This is a genomic window from Chloroflexota bacterium (genome assembly GCA_016887485.1).
Classification (GTDB): domain Bacteria; phylum Chloroflexota; class Anaerolineae; order Anaerolineales; family Anaerolineaceae; genus Brevifilum.
The window spans coordinates 117,608-140,529 of the sequence record CP069395.1; the positions used below are offsets into that span (position 1 = coordinate 117,608).

Annotated in this window: 25 protein-coding genes; 10 read left to right on the plus strand and 15 right to left on the minus strand. The window is 51.6% G+C overall.

What is annotated here, in order from left to right; translation table 11 throughout:
• Nucleotides 1-113 precede the first annotated feature (113 nt).
• The 5 genes from JR338_12840 to JR338_12860 all read right to left on the minus strand — a co-directional run bounded on the left by JR338_12840 (nt 114) and on the right by JR338_12860 (nt 4,974).
• Nucleotides 114-1,190, minus strand: a complete 1,077-nt coding sequence (locus tag JR338_12840) for a substrate-binding domain-containing protein (protein QRN84466.1) — start codon at nt 1,188-1,190, stop codon at nt 114-116.
• A 233-nt stretch (nt 1,191-1,423) separates the two neighbouring features.
• A complete protein-coding gene (gene deoC / locus JR338_12845) occupies nt 1,424-2,137 on the minus strand; it encodes a deoxyribose-phosphate aldolase (protein ID QRN84467.1) in 714 nt (237 codons plus the stop codon).
• A 4-nt stretch (nt 2,138-2,141) separates the two neighbouring features.
• Complete coding sequence (locus JR338_12850; protein ID QRN84468.1) at nt 2,142-3,182, minus strand: Gfo/Idh/MocA family oxidoreductase; 1,041 nt, start codon at nt 3,180-3,182, stop codon at nt 2,142-2,144.
• Nucleotides 3,183-3,212: 30 nt separating this feature from the next.
• Nucleotides 3,213-4,187, minus strand: a complete 975-nt coding sequence (locus tag JR338_12855) for a sugar phosphate isomerase/epimerase (protein ID QRN84469.1) — start codon at nt 4,185-4,187, stop codon at nt 3,213-3,215.
• A gap of 13 nt (nt 4,188-4,200) precedes the next feature.
• Nucleotides 4,201-4,974, minus strand: coding sequence for a GntR family transcriptional regulator (locus tag JR338_12860; protein QRN84470.1), 774 nt, complete (start codon nt 4,972-4,974; stop codon nt 4,201-4,203).
• Nucleotides 4,975-5,172: 198 nt separating this feature from the next.
• Between JR338_12860 and JR338_12865 the strand changes: the two genes are divergently transcribed.
• Both JR338_12865 and JR338_12870 read left to right on the plus strand, forming a co-directional pair.
• A complete protein-coding gene (locus JR338_12865) occupies nt 5,173-6,132 on the plus strand; it encodes an ROK family protein (protein ID QRN84471.1) in 960 nt (319 codons plus the stop codon).
• Between the two features lie 203 nt (nt 6,133-6,335).
• Nucleotides 6,336-6,521, plus strand: coding sequence for a hypothetical protein (locus JR338_12870; protein ID QRN84472.1), 186 nt, complete (start codon nt 6,336-6,338; stop codon nt 6,519-6,521).
• 129 nt (nt 6,522-6,650) lie between these two features.
• Here JR338_12870 and JR338_12875 read toward each other — a convergent pair whose 3' ends face one another.
• A complete protein-coding gene (locus JR338_12875; GenBank protein QRN84473.1) occupies nt 6,651-7,778 on the minus strand; it encodes a hypothetical protein in 1,128 nt (375 codons plus the stop codon).
• 246 nt (nt 7,779-8,024) lie between these two features.
• Here JR338_12875 and JR338_12880 point away from each other — a divergent pair, with 246 nt between their 5' ends.
• The 3 genes from JR338_12880 to JR338_12890 all read left to right on the plus strand — a co-directional run bounded on the left by JR338_12880 (nt 8,025) and on the right by JR338_12890 (nt 11,216).
• The gene (locus JR338_12880; protein ID QRN84474.1) at nt 8,025-9,182 is read left to right on the plus strand and encodes a Gfo/Idh/MocA family oxidoreductase; all 1,158 of its coding nucleotides are present in this window, start codon (nt 8,025-8,027) and stop codon (nt 9,180-9,182) included.
• Nucleotides 9,183-9,213: 31 nt separating this feature from the next.
• Nucleotides 9,214-10,131, plus strand: a complete 918-nt coding sequence (locus tag JR338_12885; GenBank protein ID QRN84475.1) for a sugar phosphate isomerase/epimerase — start codon at nt 9,214-9,216, stop codon at nt 10,129-10,131.
• A gap of 101 nt (nt 10,132-10,232) precedes the next feature.
• Entirely contained in the window at nt 10,233-11,216 is a 984-nt protein-coding gene (locus JR338_12890) for an ROK family protein (GenBank protein ID QRN84476.1), read from the plus strand.
• A gap of 77 nt (nt 11,217-11,293) precedes the next feature.
• Here the strand turns inward: JR338_12890 and JR338_12895 are convergent, their stop codons facing one another.
• Nucleotides 11,294-11,845: a hypothetical protein gene (locus JR338_12895; GenBank protein QRN84477.1), complete on the minus strand. Its 552-nt coding sequence runs from the start codon at nt 11,843-11,845 to the stop codon at nt 11,294-11,296.
• A 90-nt stretch (nt 11,846-11,935) separates the two neighbouring features.
• Here JR338_12895 and JR338_12900 point away from each other — a divergent pair, with 90 nt between their 5' ends.
• On the plus strand, nt 11,936-12,349 hold the full coding sequence (locus JR338_12900; protein QRN84478.1) for a nuclear transport factor 2 family protein: 414 nt from the start codon (nt 11,936-11,938) through the stop codon (nt 12,347-12,349).
• Between the two features lie 302 nt (nt 12,350-12,651).
• Complete coding sequence (locus JR338_12905) at nt 12,652-13,323, plus strand: GIY-YIG nuclease family protein (GenBank protein QRN84479.1); 672 nt, start codon at nt 12,652-12,654, stop codon at nt 13,321-13,323.
• A gap of 62 nt (nt 13,324-13,385) precedes the next feature.
• Here the strand turns inward: JR338_12905 and deoC (JR338_12910) are convergent, their stop codons facing one another.
• Nucleotides 13,386-14,102, minus strand: coding sequence for a deoxyribose-phosphate aldolase (deoC, locus tag JR338_12910; protein ID QRN84480.1), 717 nt, complete (start codon nt 14,100-14,102; stop codon nt 13,386-13,388).
• Between the two features lie 124 nt (nt 14,103-14,226).
• On the opposite strand from deoC (JR338_12910), the gene JR338_12915 reads away from it, so the two are divergent.
• On the plus strand, nt 14,227-15,036 hold the full coding sequence (locus tag JR338_12915; GenBank protein ID QRN84481.1) for a DeoR/GlpR transcriptional regulator: 810 nt from the start codon (nt 14,227-14,229) through the stop codon (nt 15,034-15,036).
• A 71-nt stretch (nt 15,037-15,107) separates the two neighbouring features.
• Complete coding sequence (locus tag JR338_12920; protein ID QRN84482.1) at nt 15,108-16,079, plus strand: class I mannose-6-phosphate isomerase; 972 nt, start codon at nt 15,108-15,110, stop codon at nt 16,077-16,079.
• Nucleotides 16,080-16,181: 102 nt separating this feature from the next.
• On the opposite strand, the gene JR338_12925 is transcribed toward JR338_12920, so the two are convergent.
• A complete protein-coding gene (locus tag JR338_12925) occupies nt 16,182-17,036 on the minus strand; it encodes a CPBP family intramembrane metalloprotease (GenBank protein QRN84483.1) in 855 nt (284 codons plus the stop codon).
• A 172-nt stretch (nt 17,037-17,208) separates the two neighbouring features.
• Here JR338_12925 and JR338_12930 point away from each other — a divergent pair, with 172 nt between their 5' ends.
• Entirely contained in the window at nt 17,209-18,861 is a 1,653-nt protein-coding gene (locus tag JR338_12930) for a fucose isomerase (GenBank protein QRN84484.1), read from the plus strand.
• A 107-nt stretch (nt 18,862-18,968) separates the two neighbouring features.
• On the opposite strand, the gene JR338_12935 is transcribed toward JR338_12930, so the two are convergent.
• The 6 genes from JR338_12935 to JR338_12960 all read right to left on the minus strand — a co-directional run bounded on the left by JR338_12935 (nt 18,969) and on the right by JR338_12960 (nt 22,858).
• Complete coding sequence (locus tag JR338_12935) at nt 18,969-19,406, minus strand: hypothetical protein (GenBank protein ID QRN84485.1); 438 nt, start codon at nt 19,404-19,406, stop codon at nt 18,969-18,971.
• A 217-nt stretch (nt 19,407-19,623) separates the two neighbouring features.
• Complete coding sequence (locus JR338_12940) at nt 19,624-20,331, minus strand: peroxiredoxin (protein ID QRN84486.1); 708 nt, start codon at nt 20,329-20,331, stop codon at nt 19,624-19,626.
• 94 nt (nt 20,332-20,425) lie between these two features.
• Nucleotides 20,426-20,728, minus strand: coding sequence for a DUF59 domain-containing protein (locus tag JR338_12945; protein QRN84487.1), 303 nt, complete (start codon nt 20,726-20,728; stop codon nt 20,426-20,428).
• On the minus strand, nt 20,721-21,653 hold the full coding sequence (locus JR338_12950) for an ATP-binding protein (GenBank protein QRN84488.1): 933 nt from the start codon (nt 21,651-21,653) through the stop codon (nt 20,721-20,723). Before JR338_12950 ends, JR338_12945 begins: the two co-directional genes overlap by 8 nt.
• Nucleotides 21,650-22,507 carry an ATP-binding protein gene (locus JR338_12955; protein ID QRN84489.1) on the minus strand — a complete coding sequence of 286 codons (858 nt, stop codon included), beginning with the start codon at nt 22,505-22,507 and terminating at the stop codon, nt 21,650-21,652. The genes JR338_12950 and JR338_12955 overlap by 4 nt, the downstream gene beginning before the upstream one ends.
• Nucleotides 22,508-22,519: 12 nt before the next feature.
• Nucleotides 22,520-22,858, minus strand: a complete 339-nt coding sequence (locus JR338_12960) for a NifB/NifX family molybdenum-iron cluster-binding protein (protein ID QRN84490.1) — start codon at nt 22,856-22,858, stop codon at nt 22,520-22,522.
• Between the last annotated feature and the right edge of the window lie 64 nt (nt 22,859-22,922).

Genomic DNA, 22,922 nt, shown 5'->3' on the forward strand with positions numbered 1-22,922 from the left:
TTTATTATTATGAACATAGCCTTTTCAGGCTAGGTGGTGGGGATTTTTGTGGTTTAACTTGTGTTGGAGGCCCTCCAATTCTGGAGGACCTCCAAGTTTTAACCTAAGCTAGACTAATCACCAACAAAGAACTGTTGGATTTCTTCCTCGGTCATGATACCGGACATCAGGTAGGAATCCGGGAAGCCACCTTCAACGACGTAAGTGTTATACATTTCGTCGAAGTTTTCAGGGGTGATGACAACGGGGATCGGGATAACAATCTGGTAACCAAATTGGCCGGCCAGTTTGCTCTCGTCCAGTTCACGACCCTGGAGCAGTTCAACAGCAATCCGCAGAGCAGTGGAGTTCACGCCGGGGGCATTCGCTACAGCGATGGTCTCGAAATCTGGATTGGCATCGAGCATTTCTTTCCAGAGTTTGAGGAATTTCACGCGGGCTTCACCCACACCCAGAGGTGCTGGGTCAGGATTGGCAGCGATCACAGCTTCGAGAGCGCCAATGGCCATACCATCTTGGGTCCAGTAACCGTTCAGGTTCGGATAGGCTGCCAGGAAGTTGGACATAACCTGCTGGCCGGTGGCCTCGTCCCAAAAACCAGATTCGCTGGCCAGAACGTTGATATCGTAGCCTTCGAAGGCATCGTAAACAGCGGACATACGGAGTTCATTGGCGGGATGGCCGATGAAGCCTTCAATAAGGACAACATCGCCAGTCTGTAGTTTCTCGGCAAACCAATCAGCACTGATCTGGGCCCATTCGTACTGGTCATGACCAACGTTGATTACGCCTTCGGCCTCAATTTCCTGGTCAATGGACAGAACCAAGATACCGGCCTGGACGGCTTCTTCAAGAATGGAGTTCAGAGCAACAGCATCGCCAGGATTCACCAGAATGGCGTCCACGCCCTGGTTCATCAGGTTTTCGATCTGTTCAATTTGACCGGCAACGTCGGTGTTGAAACTTTCAATCACCAGTTCGTTGGTCAGGCCCTTTTCCATATATTCAGCGTTTGTTTCGATGAGCTCATCGATCATCTGAGTACGATATTCGCTGGTGATGAAGGGGTTTGAAATACCGATCGTGAAGGGGGTGCCGACTTCTTCTTCTTGTGATTGGCAGGCAGCCATCAAACCGGCCAGCATCACAACGACTGCGAAGAGGGCTAACAGCTTCTGAAATTTCTTCATTTCTTTTCTCCTTGGTTTTTGATTAATAGAGGTACGGTTTTGAGGGGTTAATTCTGAGCTAAAGGTCAGTGCTTCACCTCCTTAGGCGAGATTAAGGATTTTCGTACTATTTTTATCCGCTAGCCCATATTATAGCCAGCAAGTCGTTTTAATGTTAAGTAATGTTAATAATTGATAAATAGTGTTTTATTAATTCAGTATACTTTTAAAAGCTTGGGGTAGTAAAGACCCCATCATGATCTGAATTTTGCCACCGCCTCATCAAATAATTGGGCAGTCTGGGCAGTTCCTGTCCGGGTAACACCGATCTCACGGATCTTAATCACGGCATCCAGTGTTCCGGATTTACCCGCCGCTTTGACCTGCACTTCCGGTGCGGCATGGTCCCGCATCAACTGAAGGTCATGCAGGGTTGCACCCCGATAGCTGTATTTACCATCCGCGCCTTTGACGTAGTTGTAACCGGTGGAGGTCTTGACGAAATCTGCACCGGCCTCACTGCAAATCTCGCAGAGTTTGATCTTGAACCGATCCTCCGGCAGGAGGTCGTTCTCGAAGATCACTTTGAGGATGGCGCCATTGAGGTGGGCCAGGTCAGCCAGGGTCTTAATCTCCTGGGAGACATATTGCCAATCCTCGCTGAGCACCTTGCCGATATTGACCACCATATCCACTTCCACTGCGCCATCTGCGAGGACCTGTTTAGCCTCAGCCACTTTGATCGCGGTGGTGGAATTGCCGTGGGGAAAGCCGATCACCGCGCCGACAGCCACATCCGTCCCTTTTAGGTATTCTGCGGCTTGGCGGACATGGTAAGGTTTCACACAGACTGAGGCGGTGTGATATTTGGCGGCAACAGCGCAGCCTTCTTTCAACTGTTTGTCGGTCAGGCCCGGTCCCAGCAGGGAATGATCGACCATTTTCATAATTTCCTGAACGATATCCATTTTTCTATGCTCCAGTGCTAACTTTAGTGACGGTCCCGGTTTCGGCAGCCTGTTGGCAGGCGATCACAGCAGCCAGCGCCTTATAGCCTTCCTCGCCAGGGATCGGTACGGGTTTATTTTCAACGATGGCATCAATAAAGGCATCCACAACCCCGGATTTGACCTGTTCCACATTGGTGGATTTCTTGCCGACCTTATAATATTCGGCTTCCTGCCAGTTATGATGCACAACCAATGGGAACTCCGGATTGCGATAGAGCTCAATCACACCATTCTGGCAGTAGATCATGGTGCTATTGTCCTCTTTTTTATAGGACCAGGATGCGATCATCGTACCCATAGCGCCTTTTTCGGTGCGCAGCAGGCAGAGCGCGTTATCTTCAACATCAATTAATTCGCCACTGGGGTAGGTCTTGTTGAGGGTATCCATGAAGCTGATGGCTTCGGTGTACTCGTCATCCAGCAGCCAGCGTACCAGGTCCAGCTTGTGGATGGCCAGGTCACCCAGAACGCCTAACCCGGTGATGGCTTTTTTATAAAACCAGGTTTTTGCGCCATCAATGGCCCAATCTTCCGAGCCGGGATGACCAAAGACTGAAGTGAAGGTTAGCACCTTGCCCAACCGGCCGGACTGGAGGATTTCACGGGCTTTGACGTTGGCGGGTTCCATCCGCTGGTTGTGGGCGATCATCAACTGCTTGCCGGTTTCACGGGCCGCGTTGATCATTGCCTGGGCATCTTCCAGGGTGGTTGCCATCGGTTTCTCGCACATCACATGCTTCCCGGCTTTGAGGGCGGCGATGGTCATCTCTGCATGGGTGGTGTTGGTCGCGGCCACGATCACCGCGTCCAGGTCGGAGTCCTGCGCCAGGTCACGGTAGTCCGTATAGGCTTTGCAGTGATATTTCTCGGCCATTTCTTTAGCCCGGGATTCGACCACATCACAAACCGCACCAACTTCCGCATCGGGACAGCTTTGGGTCTCCGGCAGGTGCCGCACTCGGACAATTTTCCCAGCGCCGATAATTCCAATTTTGAGGGTCATAAACTCTCCTGAGTTACAGATATTAAATATTTAATCGCTTATCCACCACAACTCGGGTGGGTCCTCAGTCAGCACGATCGGGCGCAGGAAGTTAATCGCGTGCTGCAGCCCTTCATCGCGGGAAGCGAGGGGGTCTTCATGTTCAATACTAATCGTGCCGTCATAGCCCACCAGCCGCAGATTGCGGATGATGTCTTTCCAGGTGAGCGCATCATGGCCATAGCCCACAGTGTGGTGGTTCCACGATCGGGTCAGGCCGTATTTGAAATGTTTGGGGTCCAGAACACCATTGCAGGCGGTATTGGCTGCATCAATGCGGGTGTCTTTTGCGTGGAAATGGAAGATGGCCTTGTTGAAGGCCCGGATCACAGTTTCGGGGTCCGCGCCCTGCCACATGAGGTGGCTGAGATCGAGGTTGACGCCCAGATAATCGCTGCCCACGGCGTCATGCAAGCGCCAGAAGGTCTCGGGGTTATAAACGCAAAAACCGGCGATGGGCTCCAATGCCACCCTAATCCCGCGGGATTCAGCAAAAGGCAGGGTCTCCCGCCAGTAGGGGATCAGGACCTGGTTCCATTGGTAATCGAGGATGGCGTGCCAGACTTCGGGCGGCCAGAAACAGGTCACCCAGTTGGGGAAGATAGCTTCTTCTGACCCGCCCGGACAGCCGGAGAAGGTGATCACGGTCTCAACGTCCAGCGCTTCCGCCAGCAGGACGCCTTTTTTCCAGGCTTCATGGAAGGCCTGAGCTTTTTCTGGTTGGGGATCAACGGGGTTACCGGAACAGTTCAGCGCGCTGAGGCTTACCTGATATTTTTCCAGCAGGGTTTTGAAGTCACGCAGGGCATGATCGTCAGCCAATAGGACATCAGGGTCGGCATGCGCCGTGCCGGAATATCCCCCGCAGCCAACTTCGACTGTATGGATCCCCCGGTCAGTCAGATATATCAGGGCTTCTTCAAAACTCAGGTCCGCCAGGAGAACGGAATAGACACCGAGTTTCATAGTGGTCCACCTTTCACCAATAGTTTTGGCTGACGCTGAATTCGTACTTGTCAGCCCGGTAATAACTGGTAGATGCTTCTAGCGGCTCGCCATTTTCGAGGTAAGCGGTGGTGTTGACCAGCAGCAGGGGGATCTCCTGGGTAACTTTCAGGAGATTCTGATGCCATTCATCGGCAAATACGGCGCCGATGGTTTGGTCAATGCGGGCGATGGGAAGCTTGTACTTGGTTAGGATCAGGTTATAGAGGGAGGCTTCTTTATTGAAATCGTGCGATCCGAGATCGGGGCAGAGGTCAGTGATAATCGTTGTGTATTGCATTCCGATCGGGGTCTCATTGCCAAATCGAACCCTGATCAATTCCAGTGCACTGCTGCCGCGTTTATGCCGCAGGGTCTGCGGGGAGGAATTATCAATCACAATTTCCTTTTGACGCAGCACTTCAGAATGGGGTTCGAATCCCATTTCGACGATCTGTTGGGCAAATGATTTATCCAGGAAAAATTTCAGCCGGTTGCGGCCGGCAAGTACGGTTGTGCCGCGGCCGGGGGTGCGCTGTAATAAATTGGACGAGGCCAGGTCGCCAATGGCCTGGCGGATGGTTTGCCGGCTGACGCAATACGCCTCTGCCAGTTCCTTCTCGGTTGGCAGCATCTGGCCGGGCTTGAGCTGCTCGGACTGCAGCATATTTAAAAGATCAATCCGCACCTGTTGGTAGAGGGGGATTGGGCTGTTTTCATCGACGGGGCGAATATCCAGGTCGGTCGAAGGACTTAGGGGGGTGTCCAAAATGACTGCTCCCGGTTGGTGAGGAGGAATTCTTCCGAAATGTACGTACAAATACTATAATAGGGATTCTTTTTGGCCCTGTCAAGAGGGAAAACAGCCGATTTTCATGGAAAAGGTGCGGATATTGAGTGGAATTTGTTATAATTGGGTAGATTAACACGTACATTTGATCGGCGATCTGGCGAATGGAGTGAATAAATGGCGGACCTCATCCTGGGTGTGGAAATTGGCGGTACCAAACTGCAACTGGCAATGGGAAAGCTGTCAGGGGAGATCCTGGTGACCCATCAAGGACGTGTGAAGAAAGAACAGGGCGGTGAGGGGATCCGCGCCTGGCTGAAACGTGAAATCCCGACTTTCATCAAAGAACAAAAAGCGAAATATGGCCAGGTAGGCGCGATTGGCTGCGGATTCGGCGGCCCAATGGATTCCAAGGCCGGCCAGGTGATGCGCTCGATCCAGATTGAAGGTTGGCAGGATTTCCCGATTCGAGAATGGTTCGAGGATACCTTTGAGCTGCCCACCACGGTTGATAATGATTCCAACGCCGCCGCCTGGGGTGAATATAAATGCGGTTTTGGCCGCGGCTGCCAGCATTTCTTCTATACCAATATCGGCAGCGGGGTGGGGGGCGGCTTTGTGTTCAATGGCGAGCTCTTTGATGGCCAGGGCTATGGCGCTGGTGAGATGGGCCAAACCTATGTTGCCGATTGGACCTCGAAGACTCCCGGCGCTGTAGAAAGGGTGGAAAACCTCTGCTCAGGCTGGGCGATTGAGAGCCGTCTGCGCACGCCCGGATATATCCCTGAGGAATCCAGCCTCTATCGGAAATTCAACTCAGATCTTACAAAGGTCACTGCGCGGGATTTGGGTGAGGCTGCCCGTGAGGGAGATCGCTTTGCCGTCGCGGAAATCGGTAACATCGCCCGCAGCTTTGGGCTGGCACTCTCCAATGTGCTCTGCCTCTCAGGGGTGGAGCGGATCGCGATTGGTGGCGGGGTAGCCAAGATGGGGGACGTGCTGATTGAGCCGATCCGCCAGGCTGTGCATGAGTTTGAGTTTGTCTCCAATGTGGGGAATTATGAGATCAGCCCCTGTGAGCTGGGGGACGAGATCGTACTGGTGGGCGCGATTTTGCGGGCCGGGGAGAGGTTTTAACGGTAGTAAATTTGTGGTCGGTGTTTTAGTAGATAATTATAAATTACGAGTTAATTATTAAACGTAATTAAATTGTAATACTTAGGGGGCTTAATTAAATCTTTGTGTATGCTATAATGTATTTAATCCAAAATTAATACTAGCTTTGTGTGTCCTTTCTTAAACGCTGAATTTATCTTCCTACTTATTGGAAAGGGGTCGCTATGTTTAACTTTTCGAACTGGGGTATCATCGCCCTGATCTGCGGCCTGATTGGCCTTCCGATTGCCGGGATCATTGAAGACAGGAAGGGTGCTCCGTCCATTGGTGCTATCGTCGCCGGGATGGGTATTGTCTTTGTCGTCCTGGTACTCGTCCGTTTCCTGATGATCCAGCTTAATATCATCTAGTCGAGAGCGCAGTTTTCTGTGACGATCGGCTGACTCCTCGCATCAACCCCTGCACCAACAGGGGAATTTGGCTTTCTGCAAAGAGAGCCGCTCTGACCGCTGCGTACCTCCGCAGCGGTCTTTCGTTAACTAATCTGCGCCATTTTCCCTGGCATACTTAAAGAGTTCAATCACATTCTCGGCGGGCACGTCCGCTTGCAAGTGATTGCAGGGGGCCAGGATGTAGCCGCCGCTGGGAGCCAGGTCCCGCAGGCAGCGGTCTACGTCGGCGCGGACGTCCGCCAGTGAACCGGGCATGGCGTGGGAGATATCCACGCCGCCCAGGAAGCTGATCTGATCGCCATAGTCCTTTTTAACCTGGGCCGGATCCATCCCGCTGACCGGCTCGAGGGGGTGCACCACATCTATACCCATCTCGATGAAGTCCGGCACCAATTTCCCAATGGCGCCATCGGAATGGAGCATGATAGCGATATCCGGGCGCACTTCCCGCACTGCCGCAATGATCCGTTCCAGGCAGGGGCGGATCATTTTGCGGAAAAGGCGGGGGGAAAATAGCAGGTTGTCATTGGCGGCGTAGTCATCCCCGGGCAGTTCGATCAAATCCATTGCCGGGCCGGCTACCTCCAGGTAATTTCGGGTCAGGCCGATGATGATGTCGGTCACCCGGTCCAGCAGTGCGCCGGCGAACTCCGGTTCCATCATCATATCCATCATGAAGTTTTCCATACTCCTCAGGTCACAAGCCATCTGATAGGGTCCATGCGAGACGACCATCCGGCCGATCACGAAATAGCCGCTGTCTTTCAGACTGGCAGCTCGTTCAGCTACCCCGGCAGTCCAGCGCGGGTCATTCACGTCCGGCCAGTCCACCAGCTCATCAATTGCGCCAATAGAGTAGGCATTCTTCAGCAGTCCCTCTGTGGCGGAATAGTAGGGATAGGTCTGTTTCCAGGGCTGACCAAAGTCATCATAGATCAGGTCGCCTTCCGGGGAAGGGTGGGTGGGACTGGAGGGAGAAGCGCCGGGCCAGATCAGGCGCGTGTCCATTCCGAGAGCTTCCAGCAGCCGGTCATCCATATGGTTGACGGTATGCCCTTCACGGATCGGTGGCTCCGGTTCGCCTAAACCCAGCAGCTTGACCAGATCAAAATATAGGGGATCGACCAGGCCATACGGGCCGCCCCACAAGGCCAAAGGCACCCGGTCGGGCTGCTGGTGCTTGAGTGCGGTCTGGATGCGGGTTCTGGGGTCCATCGGATCCTCCTGAGATGTCAATAAATGTGAAATAACGTTAGTTTATGTTTGCTTATGATACCTATTGGTGTGTTTGCCTGTATAATACTCCCGAATGGTGTTGTTCGCACGTGGTATTGCACCTGTGGGCCGGCACCATGATTATAAACCGTTCCAGCAGGGGTCAATTGAATTAATGGGTTGCATCGCTGCTGTGAGACTGTTATTTTTTCGGAATGGAACTTACTTTTGGAAAGGAGTCTCTTAATGGCAAAGAAATTTAAAGTCGGTGTGGTGGGTGTCGGGTTCATCGGCCCCGCGCACATGGAAGGAATCCGGCGGCAGGGTTTTGAAGTTCTGGCAATTGGTGAGGCCAATCAGGAACTGGCCGAAGCCGCTGCCGAGCGTTTATTGGTGCCAAAAGCCTATGGCGACTTCAACGACCTGGTCAATGACCCGGAGATTGACGTGGTGCATATTGCATCCCCAAACTTCCTCCATTTCAAGCATGCCAAGGCAGCCCTCGAAGCGGGCAAGCATGTGATCTGCGAAAAGCCGCTGGCGATGACCGCTGAGGAATCAGCGGAACTGGTGCGGCTTGCGGAAGAGAAGGGCCTGGTGAATGCGGTCAATTTCAACATCCGCTTTTATCCCCTGGTGCATGAAGCCAAGGCGCGGGTCGCAGCCGGTGAGCTGGGCGATAAGATCTACATCATTCAGGGTTCCTACTTGCAGGACTGGCTGCTCTATGACACGGACTGGAACTGGCGGCTGGAGCCTGAACTGGGTGGTGACCTGCGTGCGGTGGCTGATATCGGCTCACACTGGATGGACCTGGTGACCTTTATCACCGGAACTCGGATCAGCTCAGTGTTTGCGGATTTCGAGACCTTTCTGCCCATCCGGCGCAAACCCACCAAGAAGATCGACACCTTCGGTGGCAAGATCGAAGTCGATATGACCTATGAGGAGAAGGAAATCCGTACGGAGGATTATGCCTCTGTGCTGCTCAAGTTTGAGAATGGCGCCCGGGGTGTGATGACCGTGTCGCAGGTCTCCAGCGGCCGCAAGAACCGGTTGTTCTTTGAGATCGACGGCTCAGAATCCTCAATCGTTTGGAATTCGGAAGTTCCCAACGAATTGATGATCGGTCACCGGCCGGAACCCAATCAGGTGTTGATCAAGGACCCCTCCCTGATGAGCGAGGATGTACGCTGGACGGCTTCCTATCCCGGTGGGCATGCCGAAGGCTTCCCGGACACCTTCAAACACCTGCAGATGGCGGTCTATCGCTACATCGCTGCCGGTGACTATAGCGTAAAACCTGACTTCCCGACCTTCCGTGACGGCCATAACACCATTTTGGTCGATGAGGCGATCCTGAAGAGCGCCCGCGAAGGCGGCTGGGTGGATGTTGCGTATTAATTCGGATTAGAACCAACTGGAGGAATGGAAAATGAAACTCGGTTTGATGACTGCTGCTTTCCCCGGCAAGAGCTTAAAGGAAGTGGCCGAATGGGCTGCTCCCAATGGATTTGAAATGCTGGAACTGGCCTGCTGGCCGGTGGGTAAGGCCACCCGCCGTTATGCAGGTGTGACCACTCTGAATGTGACCGATCTGGATAAGAAGGGCGCCGATGAGGCCCGGGCCATCATGAAGGCCAATGGGTTGGAAATCTCCTCCCTGGGTTACTATCCTAACCCGCTGCATCCCGATCCGGAACATAGCGAAGTTGTGATCGGCCACCTGAAGAAGGTGATCGATGCTGCGGCTCTGGTGATGGATGAACCGATTGTTGGTACTTTTGTTGGCCGCGACAAAGATAAGACGATTGAGGCAAATCTTGATGCTTTCGCCAAGGTCTGGCCGTCAATCATCCATTATGCCAAGGAACGCGGCGTGAAGGTCGCAATTGAAAACTGCCCGATGATCTTCTCCAATGATGAATGGCCTGGTGGCAATAACCTGGCTTCAACGCCGGCGATCTGGCGAAAAATGTTCGAGATCATCCCTGATGAGAACTTCGGCCTGAACCTCGACCCTTCGCACCTGATCTGGTTGATGATCGACTCTAAGCGGGTGGTGCGCGAATTCGCGGACCGCATCTTCCATGTGCACGCCAAGGACCTTGAGATTGACCGGGAAGGCCTTTATGAAAACGGCATCCTCTCCCTGGGCATGGGCTGGCAGATTCCCAGGCTGCCCGGCTTGGGCGAAGTGGACTGGCCCGGCTTCATCAGCGCACTCTATCGCTGGGGCTATGACTATGTCCTCTCGATTGAGCATGAGGACCGCAAGTTTGAAGGTACAGAAGAGTTGGTTAAACGCGGTTTTGAGATCTCTCGGGATGTCTTGAAACCCTATCTTCATTAAGTGAGACCCTTAGACCAAAATCCATCTCTCATTTTTGAGAGATGGAAGGTATTATTAGCATAGATTTAAAAAAAGTCATTATTACCTTTGGAGTCTCAAAGATGAAGATATTTGTTGGATGCGACCTGGGCGGCACGAACATCAAAGCCGGCCTGGTCAACGTAGAAGATGGACACGTTCTGATCTCGGATTCGGCCCCAACGCTTTCCCGTCAGGGACCGGAATCGGTGATGGAGCGGATCGCGAATCTGATCACGGATTTGATTGCCCAATCCGGGGTGAATAAGGACGAGATCGGCGGGTTGGGAATCAGTGCGCCGGGCGTTATCGACCTAGAAACCAACACCACTGAGTTCTTGCCCAACCTGTATGGTGAATGGCGCGGTATTCCAGTGGGTGAGCGGATCGAATCCTACATCGGGATGAAAATCGTCATGCTGAATGATGTCCGCGCGATCACCTACGGTGAGTGGGCATTTGGCGCGGGCAAAGGAGTCGATTCGATGGCCTGCTTTGCACTGGGCACGGGTGTTGGCGGCGGCCTGGTGATCAATAACGAATTGGTATTGGGTATCGGCGGAACCGCCGGCGAACTTGGCCACCAAACGGTGGACCCCAATGGACCAAAATGCGGCTGTGGTAATTATGGCTGTGTGGAAGTCTTCTGTTCCGGCCCGGCCATTGCCGCCGAGGCCGCACGCGGCGTTCGCCAGGGCTGGAAGACTAAGATTGTGGATCTGATTGACCATGACCTCAACCAACTGACCGCGGAAGTGGTTGCCAAAGCGGCTGAGATGGGGGATGAATGGGCGCTGGAGGTTTGGAAACGGGTCGGCAAGTACCTTGGGATCGGTGTGGCGAATGTGCTGACCTCCGTGGGTGCCCGCCGGGTGGTGATTGGCGGCGGTGTGGCCAAAGCCGGTGACCTGCTGCTTGATCCGGTTCGTCAGGAGGTGGCAAATCGCGCATTTCTGATACCATCCGATATCGTGGAGATCGTGGAAGCCAAACTGGGCACCGATGCCGGGATCGTTGGCATGGCAGCCTGGAGTGCGCGGAAGCATGGTGTTCAGGTGGATATATAAGAGCAGAGAAAGTTAAATTGATAAATCAAATAAGAGACGCTGTTGCAGCGTCTCTTGTCTTATGTAAATTTATTCGGTTAATCCGGTTTGTAAGTCGTTCGGAGGTCTTTCATGCTGCCCGTCTCATCTCGAAAAACAAAGGTGATTTGCTTGACCAATTCGTGAATCGACCAGCATTGGCGTACTGCGTTATTTGGACGAAAGGTGATTTCATTGGTCGTGCCTGGCTGCAGGAATATGGTCTTTGGTTGAAAGTCGGTAGGTGAAGTGGATTGGCTAAAATAACTTCTACCCCAACTTGCGCCATCCTCATATTTAACCGCGAGCGTGAGTTTAATGTAACAACCGTTCACTGCATCATCACTGCAGGTTAGCTGAAGTGTGACGAAAGGATGTTGGTAATTGCTATTATCACACACAAATCCTTCATGTATCCGAGTAAATCCTACTTCAATGAGCTTCACTTGCAAATCGCCATAGGATAACTGGTTTTGATCATCAAATTTCACCTGCTGGGTAGAGCAGGCTGTGAGAAAATTGGTTAATAATAGGAGGATCGCAAGTAGAGTGATCTTATTCTTGTGGAGTTGGCTGGGGTGTAAATCTCGATGGTTTTGAGTGAGCATCATTCATCTTCCTTGGAAACCAGTTATGTGATGGGTGATAGCGGGTTTTAGCGATAAGATTATAATGCCATTCCAATGTGATAGGAGGTAGTTTTGACAACGGAAACTGAGAGACTCGAGGTTGAAAAGGTTATTTGTGATTCGATCGGCTGGGCGTTGACAAAAGACATTGACCGCCTGTATTCGATTTTGGCGGATGATGAGGATTTCTTTATTTACCATCCCGATTCACAATCAACCATCGTTGGTTTCAAAGCCTTCAAAACCTTTGGTGAAGGCATTTGGCTGAAGGATGAATTTAAAGCGACTGATTTTGCCGTTCGCGACATGAGGATTAAATTCGCAGAGTTGGGGAATGCCGCCTGGTTCTCGTGCTTCCTGGACGATCACGCCGAATGGAAAGGCCAGCCGATTGGATGGGATAATTGCCGCTGGACCGGCACCCTTGAAAAGCGGTCAGGTCAATGGGTGATTGTCCAAATGCATTTCTCATTCCCGAAGGATTGAGTGGGGTAGTAAGTAGATCAGGTATCGAGCAGGCGAAGGGTGTGGATATAACGAAAAAGTTGAAATTGAGTTTTCAAGAGACATTGAAAACAATGTCTCTTTTCCGTTAATCCCTTTCTTGTCCCTTTCTCTCGACGAGGGAAGGGCGCCAAAGGTCGGATGGGGTGGATTCGACATACCACCTATCCAAAATACTCTGTGTAAGGGTATACAGAGAATTTTAAAAGATAAATTGTGCGATTTTAAATTTTCGTCTATACTGCGATTGAAGGTTTACATAGAAAATTGATTTGGAGGAAATTATGACTAGGGCAGAAAGGATTTTGGCGTTACTTAATGAAGGGGATGGGCTAACAGATCGGGAAATTACAGATATTGTTGATGGACCTAGAAAACCTCAACAACCAGTAAATCGGAAATGTAACGAGTTAGCGAAAAAGGGGAAAATTATCAGACGTTATAGAGAGGATGGAAAGCTAGGGAATTATCTTTGCACGAGTAAAGAGGATATCCCTAATAGTACTGAAATTAAGAATGAGGTTCAGAAATTAACAGGGATAGAAAGCAGTCCCCATGGTTTAGCTATAGAACAATTGGTAAATCTGGGTTTTGAAAAAGTTGGTTTTTGGATGTTACAAGATAAGGAATTGATATTCGATCTTGTAAAAAACTCTGAAGATGAGAAGATTCTCTATGCATTTGTTGTTAATGGTGATATTAAATATATTGGAAAGTCAATTCAATCGCTTCAAAAAAGAATATACCTCTATAAAGTTGGTCATGATTCGCAAAAGACAAATTTCAGAGTCAATGCTGAATTGGTTACCGCACTATCTACAACAGATAAAGTTGATATTTATGCATTTATTCCAAAGATACCGTTATTTTATTCTGATGTGGAAATTGATTTGGCTGCCGGATTGGAAAGCGGAATAATAGAGAAATTCAATCCGGAATGGAATATTCAAAAATAAACAAGGTCCGGCTGCCCAGAGGCATCGGCAGCCGGACCTACAAAAGAAGTAGATAAAGAAGCCTATCCGTAAGTCTCGTCGTATTCTTTCATCAGGTTGGTTGTGCGGCTCACACCAAAGCGGGTGGCGCCAATTTCGATCACTTCAAGGGCATCCTTCAGCCGGCGAACACCCTGAGCGGCCTTCACCTGGACCTTGTCGCTGACTGAGGCCCGCATCAGGCGCAGAATATCATTCGTGTAGCCGACAGTCTCACCGAATTCGTTTTTATAGGGGGAAGAGGCAAAGCCGGAGCTGGTCTTGACGAAGTCGCCACCGGCTGCTTCAATCAGCTGGCAGGCTTTGACGATCAGGTCCATATCCTCATAATAGCCGGTTTCCAAAATCACCTTGACGGTGAGGCCCTGAGCGGCTTCCACTACGGCCGCGATGTCATCCTGCACGAACTGGTAATCGCCGCCGAAAAGCGCACCCAGGTTCAGTACCATATCAATTTCCTCAGCACCCTGGTCAATTACCTGTTTAGTCTCGAAAACCTTGGTCTCGGTGGTATCATATCCCAGCGGGAAGCAGATTACGGGGTTCACGAGCACGCCGGTGCCCTTGAGGATCTCCGCAGCCAGCGCTGTATAGCAGGGTTTGATTGTTGCTGAGGCCACCTGCTCCTTGATTGCCACTTCCAGGCCCTTGATCGTATCTTCGCGGGTGAGGGTGGGCTTGAGCAGGGAGTGGTCAATCATCTTTGAAAGTTCAAGTCGTGTAATGGGGGCTTTTGTCATTTTAATAATTCTCCTTGAGTTACCGGAAAGGGTCTCCGGGGATTGACGTTTCAGATAACAGATATTATCATTTATTTGGCGTACGTGTTATATAATGTTACTAATTGTTATCAAAGGATAGAAAATGCTGCAATTGGAGCGTCAAAACCAGCTTTTACAGTGGCTTCAGCATAAGGGGTTTCTCTCAACGATAGATGTCGCCAAGCATTTTTGCGTCTCCCAAATGACCATCTGGCGGGATATTGAATCCCTGGAAGAGCAGGGGCTGGTCAAGCGCGTGCATGGCGGGCTGGCTATCCCGGAATGGGAGCTGGGCAGCCAGGGCGAACTGTTGGAGAGTGGGGTGCCAGGGACGCACCACGGTTATCCTTTCCCAGCCGGCTTGCAGGATCCCCGGCGGATCGCTTTGGGCAAATATGTAGCTCGGGAGATCATTAGACCTGGCGATGACTTGATTTTGGAAGGGGGCAGCACGGTGGCCTGCGTGATCCCGCACCTCGATGCCCCGAACCTGACGGTGATCACCAACGGGCTGAACACGCTGACCCTGGCCCAGGTCTATGATACGATCCAGACCGTACTTTGCTGTGGTGGTGTGCTCAACCAACCCAACGCGATCTTCATCGGTCCGCAGGCGGAGAACTTTTTCCATGCTTACCGGGTGGACCGGGCTTTAGTGAGCGCTGCCGGGCTGACTCTTAAGGAAGGATTGGTGGATCCATCACCAATTTATGATAGTATGAAGCGGGTGATGTGCCGAAGTGCCCGGGAGCGGATTGCAATGATTGATTCAACCAAGATTGGCAAGAGCGCGCTCTCACGAGTGATGGGACTGCCTGAAATAGACATTCTGGTCACAAACAGCGACGCAGACCCCGGAATCGTCCAGGCGATCACTGAAATGGGCGTGGATGTTCATTTGGTGCCCGCATGAACCATGAAATGTAGTATCGTTAAGGCAGAATAATTTCAATGAAGCGAGGAATGATGACAGAACTATATCCTATGATTTTTAAATCAATATTTACCGAGGATGTTTGGGGCGGTCGGAATTTAAGTAAATTTGGCCGGGAGCTGCCTGAGGGCAAGCGGATTGGTCAAAGCTGGGACATCGCCGATCATAAAGATGGCATGACCGAGGTGAGCAATGGAAAATTTGCCGGCAAAAATCTCACCGAATTGATTAAAAAATTCGGTGTGGAGTTGGTTGGTTCCAAGTTTGCATGGTTTGCCGAGCAGGCGAAATTCCCTCTGATGGTCAAGTTACTGGAGGCTGGGCAGAATCTCTCCTTGCAGGTGCACCCCAATGATGCCTGGGCCAAAACGCATCTGGAAAATGAGCTGGGCAAGAATGAGATGTGGGTTGTCCTCGACGCGGAACCTGGCGCGAGTGTCACCCTCGGGCTGGCTGAGAAAATGACACCTGAACAGTTGGTGGAATCAGTGAAAAACGGCACCGTGGAAGACAAAATCAATATTATTCCGATCAAAGTCGGCGATTACATTTGCGTACCCGCCGGTTCGATCCATGCATTGATGGCAGGGGCTGTCGTGGCAGAGATCCAGCAAAATTCCAATACCACTTATCGTGTTTATGATTGGAACCGGCCTGGATTTGATGGCAAGCTGCGTCCGCTGCAGACCGAACAGGCCGTTGAGGTCTCCCGGTTTGACCAGGTGGGCCTGACGGTTATGCCGCCCCGGGTGGTTGAAGAGCAGGACGGGATGAAGCGTGAGAAGCTCTGTGTAAATGAAACTTTCACCACCGAACGCGTCTATTTGGAACCCGGCGCGCAGTTCAATGGCAACTGTGATGGCTCAACCCTTGAAATTTGGGGCGTTTTGGAAGGTCAGGCGAATGTGGCCGGGATCGAACTGGACCCCGTTAAGTTCACCTTGTTGCCCGCCGCGTTGGGAACATATACGATCCAGTCCGCTGAAGGAGCGGTTCTGCTGCGAGCTTATGCAGGAGAATAAGTAAAGTACTTCATAAAAATAAGAGGCCTTTCAAGAGAAAGGCCTCTATTATTATCTGTGTTGTAATTTGATTGCTATTGGTTGAAAATTTATTAAATTAATTTACACACTTCTTGTTTGTGTCTTGATTTTCCGTTCAGACCTTAGAATGAAATAACCAACGACGAGAGCACTGAGCAGATTGATCATAGCATAAACCCAATAGCCCGTTTCAGGTATTCCGGCTTTTGCATGGAGGAATGGCAAGAGCGGGGCAGCTGTGTTACTCATGGCATGGAAGATAATCACGGTACTCAATTTTTGATTGCTGGCATTGAAGAGCCAGGCATATATAACCGAGATACTAGTCGTCATAATGAGGAACGCGATATAAGGATAAGTTGAGTGACCATCTCCCGGCATAACCCATAGCGGCAAATGCCATAATCCCCATACAAACCCAATTAATAAACTTGCGGGGATCACGCCCATGCGCTTTTGTAAGGGTTCTTGTGCATATCCGCGCCAACCGAATTCTTCCTGGCCTCCGCCTATGACAAGCATGAGGAGGAAATAGGGGATGGCAATAAGGATGGAGGGGACATTTAATTCGGCTGGGAATAAGGTGTTGGCGACCGGAAAGCCCAGCAGCGGAGCAAGGAAATGTGAAATGAGATGGATGATGATTGGAATTAATCCTGCGGCGAGGAGATAAAGAGGCTTGACCTTTAAGTCAAATGCCTGTTTAAAGAATTTCCAACCACCTTTCCACCCGTTTTGTTTGATGATTAGAAATAAGGCGGCTAATAGAGGAGCGAATGCGCCTATTGGGACTGTGATCGAGGTGTAGGCTGTCGCATCAATGCTTAAATCAACCCCTAATCCTGCAAGAATGGATGGCAGCCATAAAATCCATGAAAATGCAAACGTCAGGATAAAAAAAAGAAACGGTTTTCTTCCCTGTTTTGTAGTTTCCAATATTATTCTCCAGGATAAATTAGGGTTTGAATGGTCGTTAATTCTATCATGTAATTTATTGAAATTTTTTTCTGCAAAATATAGCAGAGAGTATAGAAAAAAAGGGGGTATCGCGTTCGGAACGATATTATAATAACCGTAATAATTCTATTTCTTAGACAAAGGGTCTCTCATGCCAAATTACGATCTACCCAAAATTATCCATCCCGACCCTGTTCCTGAGCGTACAGCCCTCTTGATTGCCAACGGGGACCTGCGCCTTTCGGCCAATCAATCAGACTGGCCCTATCAGGCCGCCATGGAAGATGCATTGGTTAAGGCTTTTGCCAACGAAGGTTGGGACCTGGTACGCGCCCATCCCATTGACGAGAAGAATAAACATGGTTTCATCTCAAACCAGCGAATGGGTATGGATATATTCAAATCCATCCCGGCGGATGCGCCGTTGGTCGTGGCGGAAGCCGTCTGGCAATACAGCTATCATATACTGGCTGGTTTGCGCTCACACAAAGGCCCGATCCTGACCGTCGCAAACTGGAGCGGAAGCGCGCCTGGGTTGGTGGGCATGCTTAACATCAATGGTTCGCTCACCAAGATGGGCGTTGAATACAGCACACTCTGGAGTGTGGATTTTACCGATGAATTCTTCCTGAACGGCTTGCGCCAGTGGTTGAAGGAAGGCAAAGTCACTCACAAACTCGATCATGTCCGCAGCCTTGACCCGCAAAAGCTGCCTGAGGCGGAAAAAGCCCTGGGTGAAACGCTGGCTGAGGAAATGCAGGCTAATAAGGCCATCATGGGCATATTCGATGAGGGCTGCATGGGCATGTATAACGCCATCATTGATGATGAATTTCTCAATCGACTGGGAATTTATAAGGAGCGGATGAGCCAATCCGCTCTATTGGCCGCCATGAAACAGGTGACTGATGAGGAAGCGGAGGCGGCCCGCGCCTGGTTGGATGCGAAGGGGATGACCTTCCATACCGGCACGGATGAGGCAACTGAGTTGACCGATAACCAGATTCACTTGCAATTGAAGATGTACATCGCGGCCACCCGCATGGCGGATTTCTTTGGCTGTGATATCATCGGCATTCAATATCAGCAGGGCCTGAAGGATATGGCCCCCGCATCTGATCTGGCGGAAGGTCTGCTGAATAACGTGGACCGGCCGCCGGTCTATGACCCCGAGACGGGCGAAGAACTCTTCGCTGGGAAAGCCGTGGTCCACTTTAACGAGGTGGACGAAGGCGCCGGCGTGGACGCACTGATCACCAATCGGGTCTGGAGTCAAATGGGGCTTTCCCCGGAAACGACCCTCCATGATGTTCGCTATGGTGAATGGTATAAGGGTGACGGCGTGAATGATTTTGTCTGGGTATTCCTGATCTCCGGCGCGGTGCCACCTGCCCATTTCATTGACGGTTATAAAGGCGCAGATAGTTGGCGGCAGCCCCCGCAGTATTTCCCGATGGGTGGCGGCACCCTGCGCGGCATCTCCAAGCCGGGTGAGATCGTATGGAGCCGGGTTTATGTTGAAGATGGCCGCCTGAACGCTGACCTGGGCCGCGGCACTTCGGTTGCCCTGCCCCGTGAAGAGACCGAACGCCGCTGGGAAATGACCACCAAGGAGTGGCCGATCATGCACGGTGTGCTGCACGGCGTCAGCCGGGACCAATTCATGGCCAAACATAAAGCCAATCACATCAACGTGGCCTATGCGCCGGATGCCGAAAGCGCCGATCGGGCCCTGGCCGCCAAAGCCGCCATGTTGAATGCCCTGGGTGTTCGGGTGTTCCTCTGTGGTGATGTGAAGTTGTAAAATTTTTTCTTATACAAAATGTAAAGAGGCCTTTTCATCTAAAGGCCTCTTTTTTGTTCCTTGAATATTCGTGGGTAAATGAAAATACTAAAACTTTTTCATTACCGTTATTTCTTCGCTTGAGCCTTAAATTCACGTACCAATTTATCAATCACGACATCCTCATTGCCCGCCTGATCCGTGATGTCATGGATGGATTTGAACCCAGCTCTATCCTTGACATGGCTTCCCAGCGACACCACAACCAGGTGTACTTTCTCTCTTGGTATCGATTCAAGAAAGGCAATTGCTGCCGGAGCGAGCCCTCCAGCCCAAAGCGGAGCGACAAAAATAATTTCATCTGCATCTTCCACTGTGCCATGGACCTCGATGGCGACAGATTTGTGAACAGTGGAATAAAAACCTGCTTTGATATACCCAAATATACCATTCCAGTTTTTATCGTCTGTGATTTGTATGCATGGACAGGAAAGTGCCGGGGCAATCTTCTCAGCGACCCTTTTACTAGTATTAGTACGGGTAAAATATGCAACTTCATAGACCATTTATCAGTTTCCTTTCCTTTTGGAAAATAGAATATTTACAAACTAGCCATCGGAGGCTGATTTAGAACTTTAACAAATTTTTCTGAAGGCTACTTTGTCTTTTCTTTTGAATCGACTGATAAAGAATAATAACTTTTCAATTATTGATAAGAGTAAATAGCCCAGGCCTAGGCCTGGGCTTAGTAGTAATATTTTACGCCTTAGAGGAGATGTGAACTTAGAAAGCCTCGTCAGGCTTCCACTGCTCCCAGACTTTGCCAACCAGGTTCGGCCCTGGTTTCAGGGTCGGTTTACCTGGCTGCCAGCCGGAAGGCGTCACCTCACCGGTTTTGACCACATGCTGGAAGGCTTTTACCTGGCGGATCAGCTCAGAAACATTCCGGCCGACCTCCGGGGTCAGCACTTCCATGGCCCGGATGACGAAATCGGGGTCAATGAGGAACCGGCCGCGGATATCAACACCGCTGCCGGGATCATAGACGCCGTAAACTTCACCCACGCGACCACCCGCGTCAGCCAATAATGGATAGGGGACGCCCCCATCCACCATTTTTGACAGTTCAACTTCCTGCCAGATCTTATGTGAGAAGTGGCTATTGGTGCTGATGGCAACAATTTCCACGCCCATTTTCTGGAGTTCGGGATATTTAACAGCGACCGCTGTTAATTCGGTCGGTCAGACAAAGGTGAAATCACCGGGATAGAAACAGACAACAATCCATTTGCCCTTGTAATCGGACAGTCTTACATTTGTAAACCCATCCCCATAAAAAGCCGTCAATTCAAAGTCGGGTGCGGGTTTACCAACTTGCGCTCGTTCCATAAAGAGCTCCTTTCCAGCAACGATAGGTTCTGTTGGTGTCGCTTGAGCTTGTGCGATAGGTCCCTTGGATGGGGTTGCGCATCCTTCGGGTTTATCGGGCATGTGTCCTCCTTTAACTTGAGAGGCGCAAATATCACCACTTAAATTATAGAGGAATCCCTATTCAGAAGCGAATCAAACAGGGAAGTCTTACGGCTTATAGATTTAGCGATGCGAGGATCTTATTCAATTCTTCTGCCCCGGCATAATCCACCACGGTCACTTGCTGGTGCGAGACGCCGGGGGTGGCTTTGACGGCTTCGATTATTTCCATTACCAGGGTGAGCGCAATCGGGCAGACGAATGAGGAGGGACGGAAAATATAGTTCGCGTCGCCATCCTCAGTCACGGTCAGGTCCTGCACCAGGCGCATGCGGATCACGTCCGCGCCGGTCTCCGGGTCAATCACTTTTTTCAGATTTTCCAGCAGGACTTGCTTCAAGGTTTCATTTTCACACATGTTGGTCCTCCCCGAAGATTTGTTGCTGAATAACAGTCCATACCTGGCGGATGGCCTGCGCGGCAGGGGAGTCCGGCGCCCATTTGGTAATCGGCTGGGCGGCGGTCATTGCCTGGGGGACAGCTGGGTCAAATGGGATTTCACCGATAACCGGATAATCATATTCGGCGGCCCGTTCCCGGATTTCCTCAGTGCCTTCCGGATAGAGATCAGCCTTATTGATCACCACCAGGGCCGGGATGTTGAAGTGCTGCAGGGTGCCGGCGATCCGTTCCAGATCATGCACGCCGGAGAGCCCCGGCTCGGTGACCAGCAGGGCCAGGTTCGCCCCTGAGGCTGCAGAGATCACCGGGCAGCCAATCCCCGGAGGGCCATCAACCAGGATCAAGGGCAGGGTGTTGTCTTCGGCGAAAAGTTTGGCGTGCTGTTTGACCAGCGTGACCAGTTTGCCGGAGTTTTCAGCCGCCGGGAAGAGTTCCGCGTGGAATTGGTGGCCGTAGGGCGTTAGGGAGTGGAACCATTCGCCATCCTGCTGGGTTTGCATCTCGATGGCGTCGAAGGGGCAGGCATACACACAGGCCGCGCAGCCTTCACAGACCAGAGCATCTACAACATAGACGGTCCGCTCACCGGCGGGGTGCTGGATGGCGTTGAACCGGCAAACATCAGCACAGCGACCGCAGCTCCAGCATTCCTGCGGGTCAATTTTCGCAATTTGGCTGCCGGAGAAGGAGTGTGATTCTAGCGGTTTCGCGGCGGTGACCAGGGCCAGGTTGGCTGCATCTACGTCGGCATCGGCGAAAACTGCCGGATGGGGGGATTGAGAGGCTAGGTCCACCAGCGCGGCGCAGACGCTTGTTTTGCCCGTGCCGCCTTTGCCGCTGAGAATCACCAGTTGTTTGGGCGCTAGAGTTTGGGTGGTCATGTGGCGCTCCTTTGGGTTTGTTCGATGATCTGATCATAGAGCGACTGGAATGCTTCACGATATTCAGGCAGAATTTCAGTCAGCAGGTCACCCCGCGCCAGGTTGGCGGCGATGTCTTCCCGGAAGGGGATTCGCATCAGAATGGGGAGGGGGAGGGCAGCGAGTTGGTCTTCGATCGCCTGATCGCCTATCCCGTCCCGGTTGATCACGATCCCCGCCGGGGCGCCGGTCTCTTTGAGGACCCCCAGCATCTGTTTGAGGTCATGCCAGCCGAAGGGGGTCGGTTCGGTCACCAGGATGACGTAATCGGCGTCATAGATAGCTGTGACCACGGAGCAGGATGCGCCGGGTGGGCAGTCGATGACGGTCAGCGGTGTTTTTGGGACGGCTTTTTTTACCTCCCGGATAATGGGTGTGGGCATCGGTTCGCCAATCGAGAGTTCGCCATTAAGGAAGGTGATCCCGGAGGCCGTTTGGCCTTCACGCAGCGTGCCGATGGACTTGCCAACTTCGGTGATTGCGTCTTCAGGGCAGGCCAGGGTGCAGCTCCCACAGGAGTGACAGAGCTGCGGAAAGACCAGCATTCGGTCGCCGATCTTGGCCAGGGCATTGTATTCACAGACCTCAACGCAGCGCCCGCAGCGGGTACAGCGTTCTGGGTCTATTTCGGGAATGGGAACCGAGACCGGTTCTTCAACGGTGAAATTGGGTTTGAGAAAAAGATGGGCATTGGGGGCTTCCACGTCACAATCCAGGAAGGAGAGTGATGTTTGCCCGTTTAGGCTGGCTGCCAGGCTGGTGGATACCATCGTCTTGCCCGTGCCGCCTTTGCCGCTTGCGACTGCGATTTTCATTCGGGATGTCCTTTAATGTGCGGTTTCCAGCTTTTCTGCCCGCCAAAGGTCAATAACCTCCTGGACCGATTTTGTATCATCGGTCTGGACCAGCATCGGGATACCTGCCGCTGAGAGGGCTTGATAAGCATTGGGACCAAAATGGCCGCTGATGACTGTCTGAGCGCCGTGATCAATCAAGAATTGCCCGGCTGCCACACCTGCGCCGTGGGCCTGGGCGGTGGCATTGTTTTCAAACGCTTCCCACTCATCGGATTCGGAATCGAATCGGATGAACCAGGGGGTGCGTCCGAACTTGGTGTTGAAGCGGTCTTCCAAGGTTTGTCCCTGGGCTGTAATGAAGAGGATCATATTGTGTTTCTCCTTTGTATTACTATTTTATCAATATTATCCCACACTATAGACAAAATGACAA